Raw genomic sequence first — 18250 nt, forward strand, 5'->3', positions numbered from 1 at the left:
GGCTCTAGGGAGTGTCCTTTTTGCGCGGTCTACGATGGTGTCTGATTGCCTGTTGGCTGCTCGCTGGGGCGGGCTTTGCCGTGACGGCGGCGCCAGCGCCTTCTTCGGTCCTGGTGCTTGGCCGGATCAGCGACGATCCCGCCACCCATTACGAGCAACTCAAGCCCTTGCTGGACTATGTGGTGCCGCGCATGCGCGTGGTCGGCATCCGTCGTGGCGAAATCCTGATGGCGCCGGATGCGCGGCAGATGTCCAGCTACCTGCGCCGTGGCCGGGTCGATTGGGTCAGCGAAACCACCGGTGCGGCGATGCTGCTGGAACAGCGCGGCGGTGCGCATCCGTTGGTGATGACCGAGCGCGGCGGCATGCGCGAGTTCCACACCGTGTTCTTCGTGCGCCGCGACAGCCCGATCCAGTCGCTCAAGCAACTGCGCGGGCACACCCTGGCGCTGCAGAACACCTCGTCCACCAGTGGCTATCTGTTGCCGATGCTGGAGTTGCTGCGCAACGGCATCGCCTGCGATGTGCTGTTGTCGCCGGACGATACCCAGGTGCCGGGGTCGGTCGGTTATTTGATGGTCGGTACGAAATTGAACGTGGCCGCGTTCGTGCACAAGCGCCTGATCGATGCCGGCGCTTTCAGCAATGCCGATTGGGACGACGAACGCCACTTGCCGGCGACGTTCAAGCGCGATTTCCGCATCGTGCACCGCAGTGCGCCGGTGCCGCGCGCGGTGGAGATGGTACGTACCGGGCTGGACCCGGCGGTGGAGCGGCAGTTGCGCATCGTCTTGCTGCAGGCCGCGTCCGACCCGCAAGCCGGCCCGGCGTTGAAGCGCTTTTTCGGCACCACCGCATTCCATCCACTGGATGACAACAGCCGCCGACGCCTGAATGCGTTGAGCGCCGGTGTGCAACGTGTCAGGGACCAGGTGGAATGACTCAGGTGCGCTTTGGGTTGCAGGCACGTTTTCTATTGGTGATGGCGCTGACGTTGCTGCTGGTCGGTGCGATTCTGGCCTCGTTGCTGCAACGCCAGAGCGCGATGCAGCGCGAGGTGCGCGGGCTCAGTGCGCAGATCCTGCACGAGCTGTTCGATCGCAGCCTGCGCTCGCGTGGCGAAACACTGGCCACCGAGCTGGCAGCCGGCCTTGCCAATCCGCTCTACTACTCCGACCTGGGAGCGGTGGGTGCATTGGTGCGCAACGCGTCGCGTCAGCAGGTGGTGAGTTACGTGCTGGTGTTCGACCGACGTGGCCGGCTGGTGCACGACGGCACGCCGACTTTGCAGCGCTACGGTCAGACGATGAACGACCCGCTGGCGGCCAAGGCGGCCAGCGCGCGCACCATGTTGCTGCAATCCTCGCCCGAGGTGCTGGATGTGACGGTGCCGATCAAGATCGGCGACCAGCGCATCGGCGGCGTGCGCGTGGGCATGTCGCGCGAGCGGGTACGCAAGATCGAGTCTGGCGCGAATCTGACCCTGGTGCAGAACCTCAACGCGATCGGCAAGCGCGATCTTGGCTGGCTACTGGTGCTGCTGGCTGCATTGGTCGCATTGGGTGTGTTGCTGGCCATCTACGTGCAGCGCACGCTGGTGGCGCCGGTGCGCTTGCTGGCTGCAGCGGCCAAGCAGATCGAGCGTGGCGATTACGCAGTGCAACTGCCGCCGCATCCGCGCAACGACGAAATCGGCGAGTTGATGTCCGCGTTCGGGCGCATGAGCGAAAGCATCGCCCGGCACGATCGCGAGGTGCGCCACATGGCCTACACCGACGCGTTGACCGGGTTAACCAACCGGCTGGGCTTCCGCGAAGGCCTGGACCATCTGCTCAATACCGCGCGCAGCACCGACAGCAAACTGGCGCTGCTGTTTGCCGATATCGACGATTTCAAGCGCGTCAATGACACGCTCGGGCACGAGGCCGGCGATGAGGCGCTGCTGCAGTTCGCCAGCCGCATCAGCCGTGCGGTGGGTGCATTGGGTGGCGACGATGCGATTCTGGCGCGTTTCGGCGGCGACGAGTTCGTGATCCTGCTGCAGAGCGGCGATGTCACGCTGCTGGCTGCCCAGCTCGCAGACCGGCTGGTGCACGAGTTGAGCCGGCCGTTGAACGTGCAGGGCCGCGAGGTGTTCCTGGGCACCTCGATCGGCATCACGTTGTTCCCGGACGATGCCAACGACGCCACCGCGCTGTTGAAGAACGGCGACATCGCGATGTACCAGGCCAAGGTCGCCGGCAAGAACTGCCATCGCTTCTATAGCCGCGCTGCCGATCATGCGGTGGAGCGCCGCGTGCATATGGAGCATGAGCTGCGCGGCGCCTGGGAGCGCGACGAGTTGCGGCTGGTCTATCAACCGATCTACCGCACCATCGACCGTGTGCTGGTCGGTGTGGAGGTGTTGCTGCGCTGGCAGCACCCGGCGCTCGGCACGATTCCGCCGTCCACCTTTATCGATATTGCCGAGCAGAGCGGCCTGATCGAAGTGATCGGCCCCAAGGTGCTGCGCGCGGCCTGCCTGGAAGCGGCGCAGTGGCCGGCGACGGGCGAAAACCTGTTCATTTCGGTCAATGTGTCGCCGCGGCAACTGCGCAGCGGCGATCTGATCGACACCGTGGCCGAGTGCCTGGCCGAGTCCGGCTTGCCGGCCGCACGCCTGCATCTGGAGCTGACCGAAACCGCGGTGATCGGCGATGAAATGATGGCCGCCAGCCTGCTCGATCAGTTGCACCGCACCGGGGTGAAGGTGTGGCTGGACGATTTCGGTACCGGCTTCTCCGGCCTGAGCCATCTGCGCCAGGTGCCGGTGGACGGGGTCAAGATCGACAAGAGTTTCATTGCCGACCTGCAGCGCGACCCGGACGATCTGGCGCTGACCACGGCCATCATCGGCATGGCGCATTCGCTGGGAATCACGGTGGTGGCCGAGGGAATCGAGCAAGAAGCGCAATTCAATCTGCTACGCGATCGCGGCTGCGACCTGGGCCAGGGCTACTGGTTCAGCAGGCCGCTGAGCCCGGCCGATTTGGTCAAGCTGATCGCGGCGGGGTGAGTGGCATACGTAGGTTGGATAACGTGCCATAGCGCGGTGCGTAGGAGCGTGCCTGCGCGCGACGGGGCGTTACCGGGAAGGCTTCATCGCGCCCAGGGGCGCTCCTACAGTGAACGCGCGCCGCGGTGGGGATTACAGCGGCCGTTTGCCGGTATCGCCAGGAATCTCGCGCACCAGGCGCGGCACCAGATAACCCGACAGACGCGTTGCCAGTTCGGTATGCAGGACGCGTGCGTGTGCATCGTCCACTTCGAAATGCGCCACACCGGCGACCCGGTCGAGCTGGTGCAGGTAGTAGGGCAGCACACCGGCGGCGAAGCTGCGTTCGCTCAAGGTGGCCAGTGCGTCCACGCTGTCGTTGACCCCGCGCAGCAGCACCGCCTGATTGAGCAGTTGCGCGCCGGTGTCGCGCAGGGCACGCATGGCCGCATCCACGGCGGTATCGAATTCGTTGGCGTGGTTGGCATGGATCACGAACGCCACCGGCCAGGGCAGGCTGCGCAGCCAGGCCAGCAGCGGCGCATCGACGCGCTCGGGCAGCACTACCGGCAGCCGGCTGTGGATGCGCAGGCGTTTGATGTGGCCGATGGCGGCCAGCGCGTCGGTGAGTTCGGCCAGTTTGCCGGTGGCCAGCGACAGCGGGTCGCCGCCGGACAGCAGCACTTCGTCGATGCTGGGGTCGGCGGCGATCGCGGCCACCGCCTCGCGCCAGCCATCGCGCGCGGCGGTTTCTTCGGCGTACGGGAAGTGGCGGCGGAAGCAGTAGCGGCAGTGCACCGCGCAACTGCCGGTGGCGATCAGCAGGGCGCGGCCGCGGTATTTCTGGATCACACCGTCTGCGGTCTTGGCGGCGCCATCGCCGACCGCATCCAGGCCGAAGCCCGGTACCGGCCGCATTTCGGCATCCAGCGGCAGTACCTGGCGCAGCAATGGATCGTGCAGGTCGCCACGGCCCATGCGCGCCACGAACGCGCGTGGTACCCGCAGCGGGAACTGGGCGGCTGCCTCTGCGCTGATGCCGGCAGCCGCCGCGTCCAGGCCCAGCAGCGCCAGTAGCTCGCGTGGGTCGCGCACGGCATCGCGCCACTGCTGCTGCCAGCGGTGCGGCTGCAGGGTGGGAGGCGGAGATGGCTGTAAGGCGAGGGGGGCTGCGGGTATCATGTGCGGTCACAAAACCAATGCCCGCCGGTTGCGGCGGGCGCCCCATTCTAATCCGACCTGCCACGGCCTGTGGCAGGTCGTGGTCTTATCGAGGAGCTGCACCATGGCCACTGTTGGCATGAACGACGTCAAGAACGGCATGAAGATCCTGGTCAACAACGAGCCGGCGGTCATCACCGAGACCGAATACGTCAAGCCGGGCAAGGGCCAGGCCTTTACCCGCATGAAGTACCGCTTCATCAAGTCCGGTCGCGTGGTCGAAATGACCATGAAGGCGACCGACGACGTGGAAGTGGCCGACGTCGTCGATACCGACATGCGTTACCTGTACAGCGATGGCGAGTACTGGCACTTCATGGACCCGGAAACCTTCGAGCAGGTGCAGACCGACAAGGCCGGCATGGGCGGCGCCGAGAAGTGGCTCAAGGGCGAGGAAGACTGCATCGTGACCTTGTGGAATGCCGCGCCGATCTGGGTGCAGCCGCCGAACTTCGTCGAGCTGAAGATCACCGAGACCGATCCGGGTGTGCGCGGCGATACCTCTGGTGGGGGCGGCAAGCCGGCCACGCTGGAAACCGGTGCGGTGGTGCGCGTGCCGTTGTTCGTCAATCAGGACGAAATCATCAAGGTCGATACGCGTTCGGGCGAATACTCGGCGCGCGTCAAGTAAGCCGGATGTACCCGGGACGCTGGCCTGGTCGAGCGGTACGCGGTGCCAGTGTCGTGTTGGGGCTGTGGGCTGCGCTCGCAGTGTGCCCGGTCTTTGCGCAATCGGCTGCTGCAACCTGCGGCGCCGGTGACGTGGCCGCCGTTGCTGCCATTGCAACCTCCGGGGTCGTGGGCGGCGCTGCAGCGACGGTGCCGGTCGAGCGTGTGGTGGCCCAGACCTGCAAGCCGTGGCCGAACGATCCGGCGATCCGGCTGGCGGCAATCGCATTTGCTGGCGACGCCCAGACCGTGCCTGGCGAGCGCGACCTTGAGTTGCGCGTGGCCATGCTCGATGCCGCCAGCGGCAAGGTGCTGGCGTTTTACGCGCAGGCAATGGGTGAGGATGCCGCCTTCGAACTCGCGGCCGACAGCCTGCGCCTGGATACCGCGCGCTACGACCTGGCCAAGGGCGTGCGCGCGATCGGCGTGGTGTTGCATAGCGACGCGCGTGGGCCTAGCTGCCCGGATTTTTACAGTAATCAGGCATTGACCTTGCTGGTGCGCGAGGGGCGTAGCTTGCGTCCGGTGCTGCAACGCGATCTCTATGCGTGGCAACGTGTGAAAGGCGAGCCGTGCAGTGTGGGGAAGAGCGATGTGATCACCGAGGTCGCCAATCTGAGCCTGAGCATGGCGCCGCAGGCACATGCCGGCTATGCGGACATCGTGCTGACAGCCAACGTGTCTACCACGGAGAGCACCGCTGGCAGCGACACCGATACCGAACGCACCCGTCGCGTGCGCCAGATGCTGCGCTACAACGGCCAGCGCTATGTGCCTGTGGCCGGTGGCGATGCCAGCTGGCCGTTCGACAACTAACCCTTTATGGATCCTCTCATGACCAATGCCCCTCCCGAAGCATGCGACCTGTTGATCGAAGCCGGCTACGTGGTGCCGATCGAACCGCATGCGGTGGTGCTCGAAGACCACGCGGTGGCGGTCAGCAACGGCGCCATCGTGGCGATCCTGCCGATTGCCGAAGCGCGCGCACGGTTTGCGCCGAAGCAGACCGTTTCGCGGCCGGAGGCGGCGCTAATGCCGGGTCTGGTCAACGCGCACACGCATAACCCGATGACGCTGCTACGCGGCATTGCCGACGATCTGCCGCTGATGGTGTGGCTGCAGCAGCACATCTGGCCGGTTGAAGCGGCGGTGATCGGGCCGGAGTTCGTGGCCGACGGCACCACGCTGGCGATCGCCGAGATGCTGCGTGGCGGCACCACCTGCGTCAACGAAAATTACTTCTTCGCCGATGTGCAGGCGGCGGTCTACAAGCAGCATGGCTTCCGCGCGCTGGTGGGCTCGGTGATCATCGATTTCCCCACCGCCTGGGCCTCGTCGGACGACGAATACTTCGCGCGTGCCGGTGAGTTGCACGACCAATGGCGCGACGATCCGCTGATCAGCACCGCGTTTGCGCCACATGCGCCTTACACGGTGAACGATGCCAACTTCGAGCGTGTGCGCATGCTGGCCGACCAGCTCGACCTGCCGGTGCATCTGCATACGCACGAGACCGCGCAGGAAGTGGCCGATTCGATCAAGCAGTATGGGCAGCGCCCGCTGGCGCGTCTGGATCGGTTGGGCCTGGTCAACGACCGCCTGATCGCCGTGCACATGACCCAGCTCACCGAGGCGGAAATCCATCTGTGCGCCGAGCGCGGCGTGAGCGTGGTGCATTGCCCCGAATCCAATCTCAAGCTGGCCTCGGGGTTTTGCCCGGCCTGCGCGCTGCAACGTGCCGGCGTGAACCTGGCCATCGGCACCGACGGCTGCGCCAGCAACAACGATCTGGACATGTTCAGCGAGAACCGCACCGCTGCCATTCTGGCCAAAGCGGTGGCCAACGATGCCACTGCGCTGGATGCGGCCACCACCTTGCGTGCGGCCACGCTGGGCGGCGCGCGCGCGTTGGGCTTCGGCGACAAGATCGGTTCGATCGAAATCGGCAAGCAGGCCGATCTGGTCTGCGTGGATCTGTCTGCATTGGAGACCCAGCCGCTGCATCATGTGCTGTCGCAACTGATCTATTCCGCCGGCCGCCATCAGGTCACCGATGTGTGGATCGCCGGCAAGCCCAAACTGGTACAGCGCGAGCTGGTCGACATGGATATCGCCGCCCTGGTCGCCAATGCGCGGCAGTGGCGCGACCGCATCCGCACCGTCCGCGCCTGAGCGCGCGTCATCGCAACACGGAGCTCCGCATGAATCCGAATACTCACACCACCTCCGGCAATTTTCACCAGAGCGAGCTGGATAAATTCGCCGCGCTGGCAACGCGCTGGTGGGATGCCGATGGCCCGCAGAAGCCGCTGCATGCGCTGAACCCGGTACGTCTGGATTACGTGTCCGCGCGGCTGGATCTTGCCGGCGCGCGCGTGCTCGATGTCGGCTGCGGCGGCGGCTTGCTCAGCGAGTCGATGGCGCGTCTGGGCGCGCAGGTCACTGCGATCGATCTGGCGCCGGAGCTGGTCAAGGTGGCGCGCCTGCACAGCCTGGAATCGGGCGTGCAGGTGGATTACCGCGTGCAGTCGGTGGAAGACCTGGCTGCCGAGCAGCCGGGCAGTTTCGATGCGGTGACCTGCATGGAAATGCTCGAACACGTGCCGGACCCCACGGCGATCATTCGCGCCTGTGCCAGCCTGCTCAAGCCGGGCGGCAAGCTGTTTTTGTCCACGCTCAATCGCACCCCGGCCGCGTTCGCGCTGGCGGTGGTCGGCGCCGAATACATCGCGCGGTTGCTGCCAAAAGGCACCCATCACTACAAGGATTTCATCAAGCCGGCAGAACTTGCGGCCTGGTTGCGCAGCGCCGAGCTGCAGCTGGAAGACGTCAGCGGCATGCTGTACGAGCCGTGGCGCAATCGTGCGCGGCTGTCTTCGCGCACGGAAGTGAATTACCTGGCCTATGCGGTGAAGCCGTGACGAGCAGGGATTGGGGAGTGGGGAGTCGGGATTGGCAACAGCAGGCGCGTGCTTGATGTCTGCGCATTCCCACCTTGCGGATGGCGATACGCAGCCGTCCAGCGGCGTGGCGTCTATGAATTTCCCGCGTGCGGTGTTGTTCGATCTGGATGGCACCTTGCTTGATAGCGCGCCGGACATGCTGGCCACTGTCAACGCGATGCTGAGCGAGCGGGGACGTGCGCCGATCGCGTTGGCGCAGCTGCGCCCGGTGGTGTCGAAAGGGTCGCGCGCGATGCTGGCGGTTGCGTTTGCCGAACTGGCTGCGGACGCACGCGATGCCTTGGTGCCGGAATTCCTGCGTCGCTATGAAGCTTTGATCGGCACGCAGTCGCAGCTGTTCGAGGGTGTCGAAGAACTGCTGCTACGGCTGGATCGTGCGGGGTGCGTGTGGGGCATTGTCACCAACAAGCCCGAATATCTGGCGCGGCTGATCCTGCCGCAACTGGGCTGGGAGCAGCGCTGCGCGGTGTTGATCGGCGGCGATACGCTAGCCGAGCGCAAGCCGCATCCGTTGCCGTTGCTGACAGCTGCCGAACGCATCGGCATTGCGCCTGCGCAATGCGTCTATGTGGGCGACGATGAGCGCGACATCCTGGCCGCACGCGCGGCAGCGATGCCATCGGTAGCGGTGTTGTGGGGCTATCGGCTGCACGATGACGATCCCTTGAGTTGGCAAGCCGATGTGTTGGTCGAGCAGCCGCAACTGTTGTGGGATGCCGCGACGTGGCCGCAGCCCTGATCTTCTTTCGTTTCTTTCTGGACCCGCCATGAGCCAATCCAGCGCTCTCGACAGTTTTCTCGACAAGTGGCGCACCCGCTGGCCGGAATGGTCGGTTGCCGAGCCTTTCATTCCGCAACCGCAACGCCCACTGGCTGCCGCCTGGTTTGCGTTGCTGCAGGAATGGGAAGACATCATGAATATCGCCGGCGACCCATTGCCGGCCGATGCCAAGCTGGCCTGGTGGCAGCAGGAGCTGCGCGATTGGTCCCAGCAGCGCTCGCGGCATCCGCTCGGGCGCGTGTTGGAACCGGTGCGTGCGCCATGGGCGCAATTGGCCGACACCTTGCCAGCGATGCAGGACGCCCGCGTGCCGCCGCAATCGTTGCAGCAAGCGCTGGACAGCTTGCGCGGCTTTGCCGAGGCCGTGGTCGCAGTCGAGGCGGTGATGTTTACGCGCAACCAGCCTGGCGATGCCACGGCGGTGGCGGTGCAATGGCTGGACGCACGTCAGCGTGTGGCCGGCGACAGCGCAACGCCCGGCGGCATGACAACCGCTGCATGGCGCGCGCAATTGCTGCGGGCCTGGCCGCGCAAGCCTGCGTTGGCGCGGCCGCATCGGGTGTGGTCGCGGCTGGCCCGTTTGCGCTTGCAGCGCGAACTCGCCGGGAAGGCGGCGTATCCGCCGCCGGTGCAGCAGTTGTGGCATAGCTGGCGTGCGGCCAGCGGTGCGGACTAAGAGCGACTAACAAAATACTGTGCTCACTGCCAGTTGGGCGCGGCCGGTTTTGTGGTTCCCATCAGCCACGACCACGTTAACCGGTGCGATGCCTTTGACTGACGAAGCTTCTTATCGCATCTAATTACGATATGACTCGAAATCTCGTTCGTCTTGAAGCGATGAGAGAGTGTGGATAGAGCAAATTGCAGGGCGGATGATCTGCGGGTTGGTCGCAGGGCCCTTGCCCGCCCACCATCGCGGGACACGCCGCAAGTACGTCCATGTAGGCTCTTACGCGGCATCCATGCCGCGTAAGGTCCCGCGACGGTGGGCGGGCAAGGGCCAGTCGAGATGGTCGGTATGCATAGTTGCAAGCAAGGCATGACATGCGCTGTCTAGATAACTGCGCGTCCGATCAGCTTCGCAACGCAACGAGATCAACAGGCAGGCTTTCAACAAAGTAACCGGCTCACTTTCTGGTGCGGTGTCCTCGCCGCTTGCGGGACCGTGTGGCGGCATGGATGCCGCCACCGAGCCTACAAGGACGTACTTGCGGCGTGTCCCGCGAGCGGTAAGGGCGCCGCGCCCTCGACCAACCGAGTGTCGATGCAGGGTTGCAAGCAGTGCATGCAGCACTGCTTCAAGCAAGATCAGATCGGCGAATCAGGCAATACCGAGTGGTAAGCAATGAAGGCATCATTGCACTGCAGCGGTGTGCCCGGCCCAGGCTTGCCTTGCAGTTGCACATCGTTGGGCACCGATTCCGACAGCTGATCGAAGAAGCTCACCGGGCCGCCCTTGAAGGTGAAGTGCGTCGCGCCCGGATTGCTGGCCGGCCCGCCGAAATGCGGCTTTGCGAACGAGATCGGGCCACCTTCCAGCACCACGTTGTCCAGCGAAAGGATGATCGGCAAGGTGGTGGTCGCATCGCGATAGCCGTAGAAGCTCAGCTCACCGCCGCCAAACGCCTTGGAACCGAGCGAGTGCACGTTGGTCAACGCAATACCGCTGAAATTGGGCAGCTTGTTGCGCACCGCTGCATTGGCGTAGTTGGCATCAAATACCAGGGGCCTGGCAACGCCGCGCATGCAGACGTTTTCGAAACTGATGTCGTAGACCTGGCCGCCACGGCTGCCATCGGATTTGATGCGCAGGCCGTTAGCCGAATACGGATCGGAGTTCACGTCGTTGCTGTCGAAGCCATCGATGCTCAAGCCGCGTACGGCGATATGGCGCATGCCCGAATCGGTTTCGCTGCCCAGCGAAAAACCGTGCGTGTAATAGAACTGGTTATAGGCGAACAGCATGTTTTCCGAGGCGATGCTGCGCTTGCTGCTGGCATGCGCCTTGATCGCAACGCCATCGTCGCCGGTGCCGATATACGAGTAGGCCAGCAATACTTTCTTCGACTGGCCAGGGTCGAAGCCATCGGTGTTCTTGGCTGTTTCCGGAGTGAAACAGGTCGCATGCGGATTGACGTCAGGCGTGCTGCCGGCCGGGCAGCGATAGCCGGGACGTGAGTAGACCAGGCTGGGCGCGAGAATCTTGATGCCCCATGCCGTCAAGCCGACCACGTTATCGGTGGTGACGTGGAAGTTGGGCGAGTTTTCCAGGGTGATGTCGTACAGGGTGAAGTCGCTGCTGTCGTCGATCTGCAGCAGGCGCGGTACGTGCTGGCTCAGGCCCTTGGTGACGTTGAGATAGGCCAGATCCCACCAGCTGGCGGTGCCGGCATTGGGTCCGGCGGTGAGCGTGCTGCCGCCGCGGCCATCGATCTTGCCGGCGCCCACAATGGCGCTGTTGGCGGTATCGGCCACATGGATCAGCGGGTTGCAGGATTTGGCCTTGTCGCTGGTGGCGGTGCCACAGGTGCCCAGGCCATTGTCGTAGTCGCGCGGATTGCGCGAGCCGAACAAGGTGACGCCGCGGTCGATCCACAGCGTGACCCCGCTCTTGATCGTCAACGGGCCGCTCAACACGCCCGACTCGCCGGCATCGCCGGTGACCAGACGCACCGCGCCGCCGGCGGGGCAGTCATCGATGGCCGCTTGCAAACGCGCGGTATCGCGCTTGGATTGCGCCGGATCGCTATCGAGCGCATCCAGCGAACCGGCAACCGGCACCAGCGCGGCCTTGAGCGTTGCGCAGACCTGCGTCGGTAGCGTGGGCTGCTGGATCACGCCCCAACTGGTGGAGATGCTGTGCGCGGTATCGGGCAGGTCCTGTTCATGCGGACGCGCCGCACCGGCCTGGAAGGTGGATAGGCCGAGCAGGGCGAGCGTCAAGGGCGCGACAGCCGGAAAAGCGGGCGGGTATTGCATGGTGGACGACTCCAGTGGCGTAAAGCGCGGGGGTGGTGGATGAACCATGTCTGCAGAAGATAGCCGCGCTGCTGTGTTGCGTTTGCGTGACTGCAGTCGCGATCAACAGTTGCCGATGCGCATGTCGTCTCGGCGCCGCTGATGTTGGTCGGTGGCAATCGATGCTCAAGGGTGGTGCCTTACGCCAAGGAGCGTGTTCGGATGGGCGAATCCAGCGCCGCATCGCCGAAGCGGACAGGCCGCTTCGGCCTAAGAGCGTCTAACAAAACTACTGCGCGGCCGGTGCTCGGAATCGGCATGTACCCTCGTACACTGCGGTTCTGAGCGCGCCGTCCGCACCACCTAGCGAGCGAGCGCCTGACAGTGGGTGCAGTGGTTTTGTCGGCCGCATCTTGGTGGATGCAGTCAAAAGTCAAGATCAAACGCTGAATGGGTCGAATGCGCGGTGCCCTCACCGCTCGCGGGACACGCCGTGAATCCGTCCGTGGAGGCTCGGTGGCGGCATCCATGCCGCCACACGGTCCCGCAATCGGTGAGGACACCGCACCAGACAGTTTGCTGGTTGCTTGAAAACATGCACACCGACCATCGCGACTGGTCCTTGCCCGCCCACCATCGCGGGACCTTACGCGGCATGGATGCCGCCTAAGAGCTTACAAGGACGTACTTGCAGCGTGTCCCGCGATGGTGGGTGGGCAAGGGCCCTGCAGCTAGGCAGCAGATCAGCCGGCCTGCAGTGGACTGGCGTGAAGTAGTTTTGTTAGAGCGTGTTATGAACTTTGAAAGAGGGTGGCTGCATTTCCAAGCATCAGGATCGTGAAGACGACGAAGTGCAAATCGGCCAATGTTTCCGGCAGTCGCTCGTAGTCCCGTGCCAGCCGTCTGAAACGATTGACCCACCCGAAACTGCGCTCGACGACCCATCGGCGTGGAAGCAAAACGAAGCCTTTCTTAGCTTCTTGCAGCTTGATGACGTGCAACTCAATGCCTTCTTCCTTGGCCGCCTGTGCCGGTTCTTCGCCGGTATGGCCCTGATCCACAAACGCAATCTTGACCGTTTCACCGGTCACGTGTTGCACTTCTTGAGCCAACGAGCGCACCTGCGCGCGTTCCTGCTCATTGGCCTGCGTGACCTGGACGGCGAGCAGATGTCCTAGCGTATCGACCGCCATATGCACCTTGCTGCCCTTCTTGCGTTTATAGCCATCGTATCCAGCACGCGGCCCACTTTCACAGGTGGACTGCAGCGTTCGACCATCGAAGATGACAGCGCTTGGCTGGCCTTTCTTCCCCTGTGCCACACGCAAGAGTGAGCGCAGATCGCCGACCATGGCTTCAAAGCAGCCAGCTTGCAGCCAACGCTGCGTTTGCTGATACACCGCCTCCCAAGGTAAAAAATCGTTGGGAAGCAATCGCCACGGTGCGCCGGCGCGTGCGATCCAGCGCAGTGCGTTGAACATCGCGCGTAGCTCATACTTGCGCTGCGGTGCCTGCACATTCATCAGCGTCAAATAGGGAGCCGCAAAAGCCCATTCTTCGTCGGAAATATCGGTGGGATAAGGCTTACGAGGCTTCATCCGTATACGTTAACGTGACAAGGGCAAAGTGCATAACACGCTCTAGTCGCTCTTAGTCCCTGGTACGCTCGACATGGGTCTGATTGTCGGGCGTGACAGAGCCGGGGACAAAACGGATATTGATGAGAGGCGGCAGGGATTCGTATAAAGACAGCCGTAGTGAGCTAACTAGCTGTCAATATAGAATTTTTTCAAAGATTCCTGCGGCCCCTCTTTCTGTTACGCAGTGAATGCTGGAGAAATCGTGTTTAGTGCGGCCCCGCGGTGGATAGAACGATGCTGGGGACTCTTGCCGCATCATCAGACTTGTAGCTGTATTTCACCGGCGCATTATTGAAGGTTGAGCCGATCGCCGAATTGCCGGTTGCTGCGTCATACACGTTTTTTTTCTCGTAGAAATTGTACATGTCCCCGCTTGATTCCAGTCGAATCTGGTTGCTATTATTGGTTTTGTAAAAATAGTTTGATTCGGAAAAAACAATGCTGCCGCTACCTACCTGCAAAGCGTTGTACTGCTGCTTTTCATAGCGGCGACCATCGGCAGCGGTGCGCATACCATTGGGCAAGGTGCTATTGTCAAAGTAGTTATTGTAGGCATGGACCCAGCCGCGGAGTAGGGGGCGCCCGGCAAGATTGGGGCCAAACCAGTTGTGGTGCATCGTCACGTGCAGCTTATTGCCACCATATACATATGAGTCATTCCTGTTGTGACCAACAAGGATTGCCAAGCGCTCATTTGCGAGGTCATGATAATTTTTATCGACCCAGTTCCATACCGGATCCGGATTCATGTTGACCCAGCTGTTGCTGAAGTAGAAGTGATTGTACGACAGCGTGATGTAATCAGATGACCTGCCGACTGATAAAAGATCATCGCTCATGTCGTAGAAATCGCAGTGGTCGATCCAAGCATTGGATATACGCCGCAATGATACGCCCACGTAATTGATGCCAATGTTGTTGGAAGTTCCTTCGACTTGGTCAGGCAAGGCTTGCAAGTCGCCGACATTGCCAGAGAATGAGATGTTTCTGATAACCACGTTTTGAATGTTTGTCCCGGCGGGCAGCTTCTCGCCGCTAAATTTCAATTGGATATTCTGCAAAGCCGCGCCACCGCCTGCAGCACCCTCGATTGTTATGTTGTTCCAAGCTGTGCTGGAGAAATTCAGGGTGGTCAATTTTGGGCCGCCGTAGATCTTTCCACGGATGATGATATGATGGTTTTTGGCATTGAATGCCGCTTGCAGCTCTGCAAGCGTTGTCACTGTAATCGCAGTCTCGCCAGATACAGACGCTGAAGAAAATCCACCGGTTCCAGCCTTGGCGATACCAACCTGTGCGATAAAAAAAGCAAGAAACAGCGAGATAATAGAGAAATGCAAATACGGACCTTTACTGGAAAGCGAAGCGTTGATGTGTGTTGCTATTCCTCATGACTACATAGCCAAGTTTGGCTACAGACTGCACGCTGTTCGATTAACTCGAACAGCGTGCAGGTATTCCAGAAATAACGAACGGTTATCTATCAAGTAAGAAATTACGTTACAGCGATTTGCATGCCTAGTTGATGGCTGCTGCCGTCTGATACAGGTTACGGATTGCTGACGTCCACTGAGGACCGAACGAGGCGTGGGTGAACTGCTCATAGGCAAATGAGATCATGCCGACTTCGACGTCCTGCACGGGATCCTCCTCCGTCGAAACCAAAGGTGAGCCGCTGACGCCGGAGCGTGCGTCCCACTCCAGGCCCTCGATGGCATAGTCCTTGTTCATCCATGGGTTCGGCTCTGCTGTGCTGGTCACGCTGACAGGCGTGTTCGCATTGGCACCAGGGTCGGTGTTGTAGCCTGTTGCCCGATATTCGTTGTCGTCTTCCTGACCGACGAAGCGAACACCAGATGCTCCGACAGTATTCGACAAGGTGGCGCCGGAGGGCTTCATTGTCGTGGGGGCCTGCACCTGGAAGAACGCCGTATCGTAGTCGACGGCTCGCTCTGCGACCCAGCGATTATCGGCCGTGATGGTCGTCGCAGGCCACACACCGTAGGGGGCGGTGCCGTTGTAGGCTGGCACGAACACCAAGTCCGACACAAACTTACCTGGTAGGGCAGAGACGCATCGCCCGGAGGTGGCTACGACGTTTCCGGAATCGGAGACGACCGCGTTGCCAGTGCAGCGCTGGTCCACGCCGTTCGCCCGAAAGAAGACAACGCCGAGATGAGCTGCTGGGGAGAATCCTGGAACCGGCACTGACGGATCCGTCTTCGGCGTCGGCACCGATCCTGTCACCACCTTCAACCCTGCGCTCCGGTTTTCACCGCTGGCCAATGCCGAATTCTGCAACTCTGGCGGGTCGCCGTCGACCGGGTTGGCATCCACGAACGATGCGGAAACAGCAGCTTGCATCCGTGCGAGCGTCCAGTGGGAAGTACTCGCATCTCGCTTAGCAGTCGGAACAACGTGCTGCAGGATGGCGCCGGCGGAGAGGTTGACCGACTTGGTGCTTGCAGACACGTCGGTAATCGCTAGGATGGTGAGAATCGCGCAGGAAGCGCGCAGTGATGTGTTTTTCGGCAAATATGCCATGATGATTTTAACCTATATGTTTTGCTTGGAGTTGAGCCACCCAAGCGGATTAATGTAATTAGAATATATAAATACTTTACAAGTAAATCGCAGCTATGCCCATGGTTATGGCAGATTTCCCTCGCCGCTACCATCAGCGCTACTGCTTGTTTTCCTCGAGCGCAAATGCGCTGCATCAGCAGCATGGGTTCTATCCTAACCCTGAGCCGCTCATTTGATTTGTTTTGTTGCGAATGCAATGGTGCGTGTGCGAAGGTTGTTCATTCCCCATCGTCTTCCCAGGCGCGCGCCGGTAACAATGTTGGTGATGTTGTTGCCCAAGCCGAATCGCGTTGTCGCCATGTGTAGACGAAGGTGCGCATCGTCACATGCTGTGTGCAGAGAGACTACCAGACTGGTCACCCGCGTAGACACGCGCATGCGAGACATCGAGATGGCAGATCCCAAAGAGTTGCAGGAAAAATTCTGGAAAGCCTTGAAATCCGATCGCACCGTGATGCTGGGCCTGGACGGCGTCGAAGACGGCCATGCGCGCCCGATGACCGCACAGATCGAAGGTGACAGCGGCGGCCCGATCTGGTTCTTTACCTCCAAGGACAATGCGCTGATCGCGATGCTGGGGCAGGGCCGTCGCGTCATCGGCGCCTTCAGCAGCAAGGGGCATGATCTGTTCGCCAGCATCAGTGGCGCCTTGCACGAAGACACTGACCCTGCGGTGATCGATCGCTTATGGAACCCGCACGTTGCTGCGTGGTACGAAGGCGGCAAGGACGATCCGAAATTGGCGCTACTGCGCCTGGACGCGGACCATGCACAGATCTGGCTCAATGGTTCCAGCCTGCTTGCCGGCATCAAGGTGCTGTTCGGTGTCGATCCGAAGAAGGACTATCAGGACAAGGTGGCAGACGTCCCGCTGCGTTGAGGGTTTGTTTGGCGGATGCGGATGGTGATCAGGATCGGCAGGTGGCAACTGTTACATGCCGCAATGCACACCGGCCGCGTCCGCCTGGCGTCCGTGTCGTGTTTTTGAGCGCTTTGCTTGAAAGTCACATCTACGTGGTTTTCAGGTATCAACTGGCGCGATGCGCGCCCACCAGGGAGATGCGACATGCAACGGATCGAAATTGGCCAGATGGTATTCCTGCGCGATGGTGAAGTCGGCGTAGGCGCAATACGCGATATTCGCAACGAAGGCGCTGAACTCGTCATCAATATCGAAAACGGCGGCGATTTTGTGCTGCCTGTGTCGGTGGTGCGCGACGTACATTCCGGCAAGGTGATGTTGGATGTCGATCAGTTGCCGGAGGAAGTGCGCGATGCGTTGCGCCACCCGCACGACAACGAGTTGCGAACCAGTCGGTATGCAGCCAGCAACCCACAGGACGGCGCGCTCAAGTAAGTGTTCGTCTCCCGGCGCGAGTAATGCGCAGATGCTCGGCGGCCTGGCGCGGTGCCTGAATGGTTGTCATTGGCCGCGATGGCCGTGTCCATCTGTAGCTGAGGGCGTCCCATGCGGCATAGTGACTTTCGGGTCGTGCTGGCGGATGACCGATCTTTTACTGTCGAATCTCAGCACAGTGGAATGGCACGATGGGACTCGGCAAGCTGGCACTGGCTCTATTGATCCTTGTTGCGTTCGAGGCTTGCGGTGCAACTGCTCAACAGGACGAAGCCCAGGTTCGATCTGCCGACGCGGCGTTCTGGAAGGCCTACAACGCCTGTGATATGCAAGCCATTGCGGGTCTGCTCACTGCGGACGTGGAGTTCTATCACGACAAGACCGGGCTCACGACCTCGCGCGAGGCGGTCGTCGACTCGTTGCGTCATGGACCCTGCGCCGACGAAACCTTGCGTCTTCGACGTGAGGCGCTCAATGACAGCATCTCGTTCCATCCGCTCAACGGCGGTTACGCGATGTTGTCGGGCCGTCACCGCTTTTATGTGCAGGAACGTGACAAAGCAGAGCGATTGGATGGTCAAGCCGACTTCACCACGGTCTGGAAATTTGCCGATGGACGTTGGCGCATGCATCGCGTCCTCAGTTATGCGCATGGCCCCGTGCCGTATACGCCGCCTCCAAGAACGACAACACTCCGGTCGCGGTGCTGCAGCGCTACGCAGGCCGCTACCGCTCGCCTCGCATCGGAATCATTCAGATCGCGGTCGCCGGCGACCATCTGACGCTCACCGCCGGCAGTTTCATCGCCACGCTCTATCCGCAATCCACTACGCGTTTCTTTGCCATGGAGCGCGATCTGCGTTTTGACTTCGAGACCAACGGCGACGGACTTTCTAAAACATTGGTGGTGTATGAAAACGGCGTCGTCAGCGAACGTGCCATGCGCGACGATCCTGCTGCGCGCGAAGAATGAGCAAAGACATGTCTTGCCGGCTGCGTTCGGAAGCACTCAAGCGAGTAGATCGATGCAGGCGATCCGCC

The 18250-nt window shown here is 61.7% G+C and carries 16 protein-coding genes, 1 other RNA gene and 1 pseudogene; 13 read left to right on the forward strand and 5 right to left on the reverse strand.

The window, feature by feature from the left end; translation table 11 throughout:
- Window positions 1-11: 11 nt before the first annotated feature.
- Entirely contained in the window at window positions 12-941 is a 930-nt protein-coding gene (locus NDY25_RS19375) for a phosphate/phosphite/phosphonate ABC transporter substrate-binding protein (protein ID WP_168957379.1), read from the forward strand.
- Window positions 938-3055, forward strand: coding sequence for a putative bifunctional diguanylate cyclase/phosphodiesterase (locus NDY25_RS19380; RefSeq protein WP_168957380.1), 2118 nt, complete (start codon window positions 938-940; stop codon window positions 3053-3055). The genes NDY25_RS19375 and NDY25_RS19380 overlap by 4 nt, the downstream gene beginning before the upstream one ends.
- Before the next feature lie 132 nt (window positions 3056-3187).
- On the opposite strand, the gene epmB is transcribed toward NDY25_RS19380, so the two are convergent.
- Window positions 3188-4216, reverse strand: coding sequence for an EF-P beta-lysylation protein EpmB (epmB, locus tag NDY25_RS19385; RefSeq protein ID WP_168957381.1), 1029 nt, complete (start codon window positions 4214-4216; stop codon window positions 3188-3190).
- A 103-nt stretch (window positions 4217-4319) separates the two neighbouring features.
- Here epmB and efp point away from each other — a divergent pair, with 103 nt between their 5' ends.
- The 6 genes and pseudogenes from efp (at window position 4320) to NDY25_RS19415 (ending at window position 9344) form a co-directional block, all read left to right on the forward strand.
- Complete coding sequence (efp, locus tag NDY25_RS19390) at window positions 4320-4886, forward strand: elongation factor P (RefSeq protein ID WP_168957382.1); 567 nt, start codon at window positions 4320-4322, stop codon at window positions 4884-4886.
- 59 nt (window positions 4887-4945) lie between these two features.
- Window positions 4946-5740, forward strand: a pseudogene (locus NDY25_RS19395) (PA3715 family protein); the annotation flags it as partial.
- Window positions 5741-5758: 18 nt separating this feature from the next.
- Complete coding sequence (locus NDY25_RS19400; protein ID WP_168957384.1) at window positions 5759-7096, forward strand: TRZ/ATZ family hydrolase; 1338 nt, start codon at window positions 5759-5761, stop codon at window positions 7094-7096.
- Window positions 7097-7125: 29 nt separating this feature from the next.
- The gene (gene ubiG / locus NDY25_RS19405) at window positions 7126-7845 is read left to right on the forward strand and encodes a bifunctional 2-polyprenyl-6-hydroxyphenol methylase/3-demethylubiquinol 3-O-methyltransferase UbiG (protein ID WP_006450329.1); all 720 of its coding nucleotides are present in this window, start codon (window positions 7126-7128) and stop codon (window positions 7843-7845) included.
- Window positions 7846-7960: 115 nt separating this feature from the next.
- The gene (locus tag NDY25_RS19410) at window positions 7961-8626 is read left to right on the forward strand and encodes a phosphoglycolate phosphatase (RefSeq protein ID WP_168957444.1); all 666 of its coding nucleotides are present in this window, start codon (window positions 7961-7963) and stop codon (window positions 8624-8626) included.
- 28 nt (window positions 8627-8654) lie between these two features.
- On the forward strand, window positions 8655-9344 hold the full coding sequence (locus NDY25_RS19415; RefSeq protein WP_168957385.1) for an isoprenoid biosynthesis enzyme family protein: 690 nt from the start codon (window positions 8655-8657) through the stop codon (window positions 9342-9344).
- Window positions 9345-9976: 632 nt separating this feature from the next.
- Here NDY25_RS19415 and NDY25_RS19420 read toward each other — a convergent pair.
- Window positions 9977-11647 (reverse strand): diffusible signal factor-reguated family 28 glycoside hydrolase, encoded by a 1671-nt coding sequence (locus NDY25_RS19420; RefSeq protein WP_180336512.1) that lies wholly within the window; start codon window positions 11645-11647, stop codon window positions 9977-9979.
- Window positions 11648-11944: 297 nt separating this feature from the next.
- Between NDY25_RS19420 and NDY25_RS19425 the strand changes: the two genes are divergently transcribed.
- Window positions 11945-12034, forward strand: a non-coding RNA gene (locus NDY25_RS19425) — sX9 sRNA.
- Window positions 12035-12417: 383 nt separating this feature from the next.
- On the opposite strand, the gene NDY25_RS19430 is transcribed toward NDY25_RS19425, so the two are convergent.
- The 3 genes from NDY25_RS19430 to NDY25_RS19440 all read right to left on the reverse strand — a co-directional run bounded on the left by NDY25_RS19430 (window position 12418) and on the right by NDY25_RS19440 (window position 15810).
- Entirely contained in the window at window positions 12418-13224 is an 807-nt protein-coding gene (locus tag NDY25_RS19430) for an IS5 family transposase (protein WP_168957386.1), read from the reverse strand.
- Between the two features lie 248 nt (window positions 13225-13472).
- A complete protein-coding gene (locus NDY25_RS19435) occupies window positions 13473-14606 on the reverse strand; it encodes a pectate lyase family protein (protein WP_006452616.1) in 1134 nt (377 codons plus the stop codon).
- A gap of 178 nt (window positions 14607-14784) precedes the next feature.
- On the reverse strand, window positions 14785-15810 hold the full coding sequence (locus NDY25_RS19440; RefSeq protein ID WP_180336513.1) for a hypothetical protein: 1026 nt from the start codon (window positions 15808-15810) through the stop codon (window positions 14785-14787).
- 418 nt (window positions 15811-16228) lie between these two features.
- Between NDY25_RS19440 and NDY25_RS19445 the strand changes: the two genes are divergently transcribed.
- The 4 genes from NDY25_RS19445 to NDY25_RS19460 all read left to right on the forward strand — a co-directional run bounded on the left by NDY25_RS19445 (window position 16229) and on the right by NDY25_RS19460 (window position 18182).
- The gene (locus tag NDY25_RS19445; RefSeq protein WP_006452613.1) at window positions 16229-16732 is read left to right on the forward strand and encodes a pyridoxamine 5'-phosphate oxidase family protein; all 504 of its coding nucleotides are present in this window, start codon (window positions 16229-16231) and stop codon (window positions 16730-16732) included.
- Window positions 16733-16918: 186 nt separating this feature from the next.
- Window positions 16919-17209, forward strand: coding sequence for a hypothetical protein (locus tag NDY25_RS19450; protein ID WP_006452612.1), 291 nt, complete (start codon window positions 16919-16921; stop codon window positions 17207-17209).
- A 191-nt stretch (window positions 17210-17400) separates the two neighbouring features.
- A complete protein-coding gene (locus tag NDY25_RS19455; RefSeq protein WP_256627631.1) occupies window positions 17401-17991 on the forward strand; it encodes a nuclear transport factor 2 family protein in 591 nt (196 codons plus the stop codon).
- Window positions 17913-18182, forward strand: coding sequence for a DUF3471 domain-containing protein (locus NDY25_RS19460; protein WP_180336516.1), 270 nt, complete (start codon window positions 17913-17915; stop codon window positions 18180-18182). Before NDY25_RS19455 ends, NDY25_RS19460 begins: the two co-directional genes overlap by 79 nt.
- Window positions 18183-18250 lie beyond the last annotated feature (68 nt).

The sequence above is a fragment of the Xanthomonas hortorum pv. pelargonii genome, from assembly GCF_024499015.1.
GTDB classification, from domain to species: Bacteria; Pseudomonadota; Gammaproteobacteria; order Xanthomonadales; family Xanthomonadaceae; genus Xanthomonas; species Xanthomonas hortorum_B.

Excerpts from the sequence above, each read along its gene's own strand:
- NDY25_RS19400 (WP_168957384.1), top strand. The coding sequence starts at position 5,759 with ATGACCAATGCCCCTCCCGAAGCATGCGACCTGTTGATCGAAGCCGGC.
- NDY25_RS19415 (WP_168957385.1), top strand. The coding sequence starts at position 8,655 with ATGAGCCAATCCAGCGCTCTCGACAGTTTTCTCGACAAGTGGCGCACC.
- NDY25_RS19440 (WP_180336513.1), bottom strand. The coding sequence starts at position 15,810 with ATGGCATATTTGCCGAAAAACACATCACTGCGCGCTTCCTGCGCGATT.
- ubiG (WP_006450329.1), top strand. The coding sequence starts at position 7,126 with ATGAATCCGAATACTCACACCACCTCCGGCAATTTTCACCAGAGCGAG.
- efp (WP_168957382.1), top strand. The coding sequence starts at position 4,320 with ATGGCCACTGTTGGCATGAACGACGTCAAGAACGGCATGAAGATCCTG.
- NDY25_RS19450 (WP_006452612.1), top strand. The coding sequence starts at position 16,919 with ATGCAACGGATCGAAATTGGCCAGATGGTATTCCTGCGCGATGGTGAA.
- NDY25_RS19410 (WP_168957444.1), top strand. The coding sequence starts at position 7,961 with ATGAATTTCCCGCGTGCGGTGTTGTTCGATCTGGATGGCACCTTGCTT.
- epmB (WP_168957381.1), bottom strand. The coding sequence starts at position 4,216 with ATGATACCCGCAGCCCCCCTCGCCTTACAGCCATCTCCGCCTCCCACC.
- NDY25_RS19420 (WP_180336512.1), bottom strand. The coding sequence starts at position 11,647 with ATGCAATACCCGCCCGCTTTTCCGGCTGTCGCGCCCTTGACGCTCGCC.
- NDY25_RS19455 (WP_256627631.1), top strand. The coding sequence starts at position 17,401 with ATGGGACTCGGCAAGCTGGCACTGGCTCTATTGATCCTTGTTGCGTTC.
- NDY25_RS19445 (WP_006452613.1), top strand. The coding sequence starts at position 16,229 with ATGCGAGACATCGAGATGGCAGATCCCAAAGAGTTGCAGGAAAAATTC.
- NDY25_RS19380 (WP_168957380.1), top strand. The coding sequence starts at position 938 with ATGACTCAGGTGCGCTTTGGGTTGCAGGCACGTTTTCTATTGGTGATG.
- NDY25_RS19430 (WP_168957386.1), bottom strand. The coding sequence starts at position 13,224 with ATGAAGCCTCGTAAGCCTTATCCCACCGATATTTCCGACGAAGAATGG.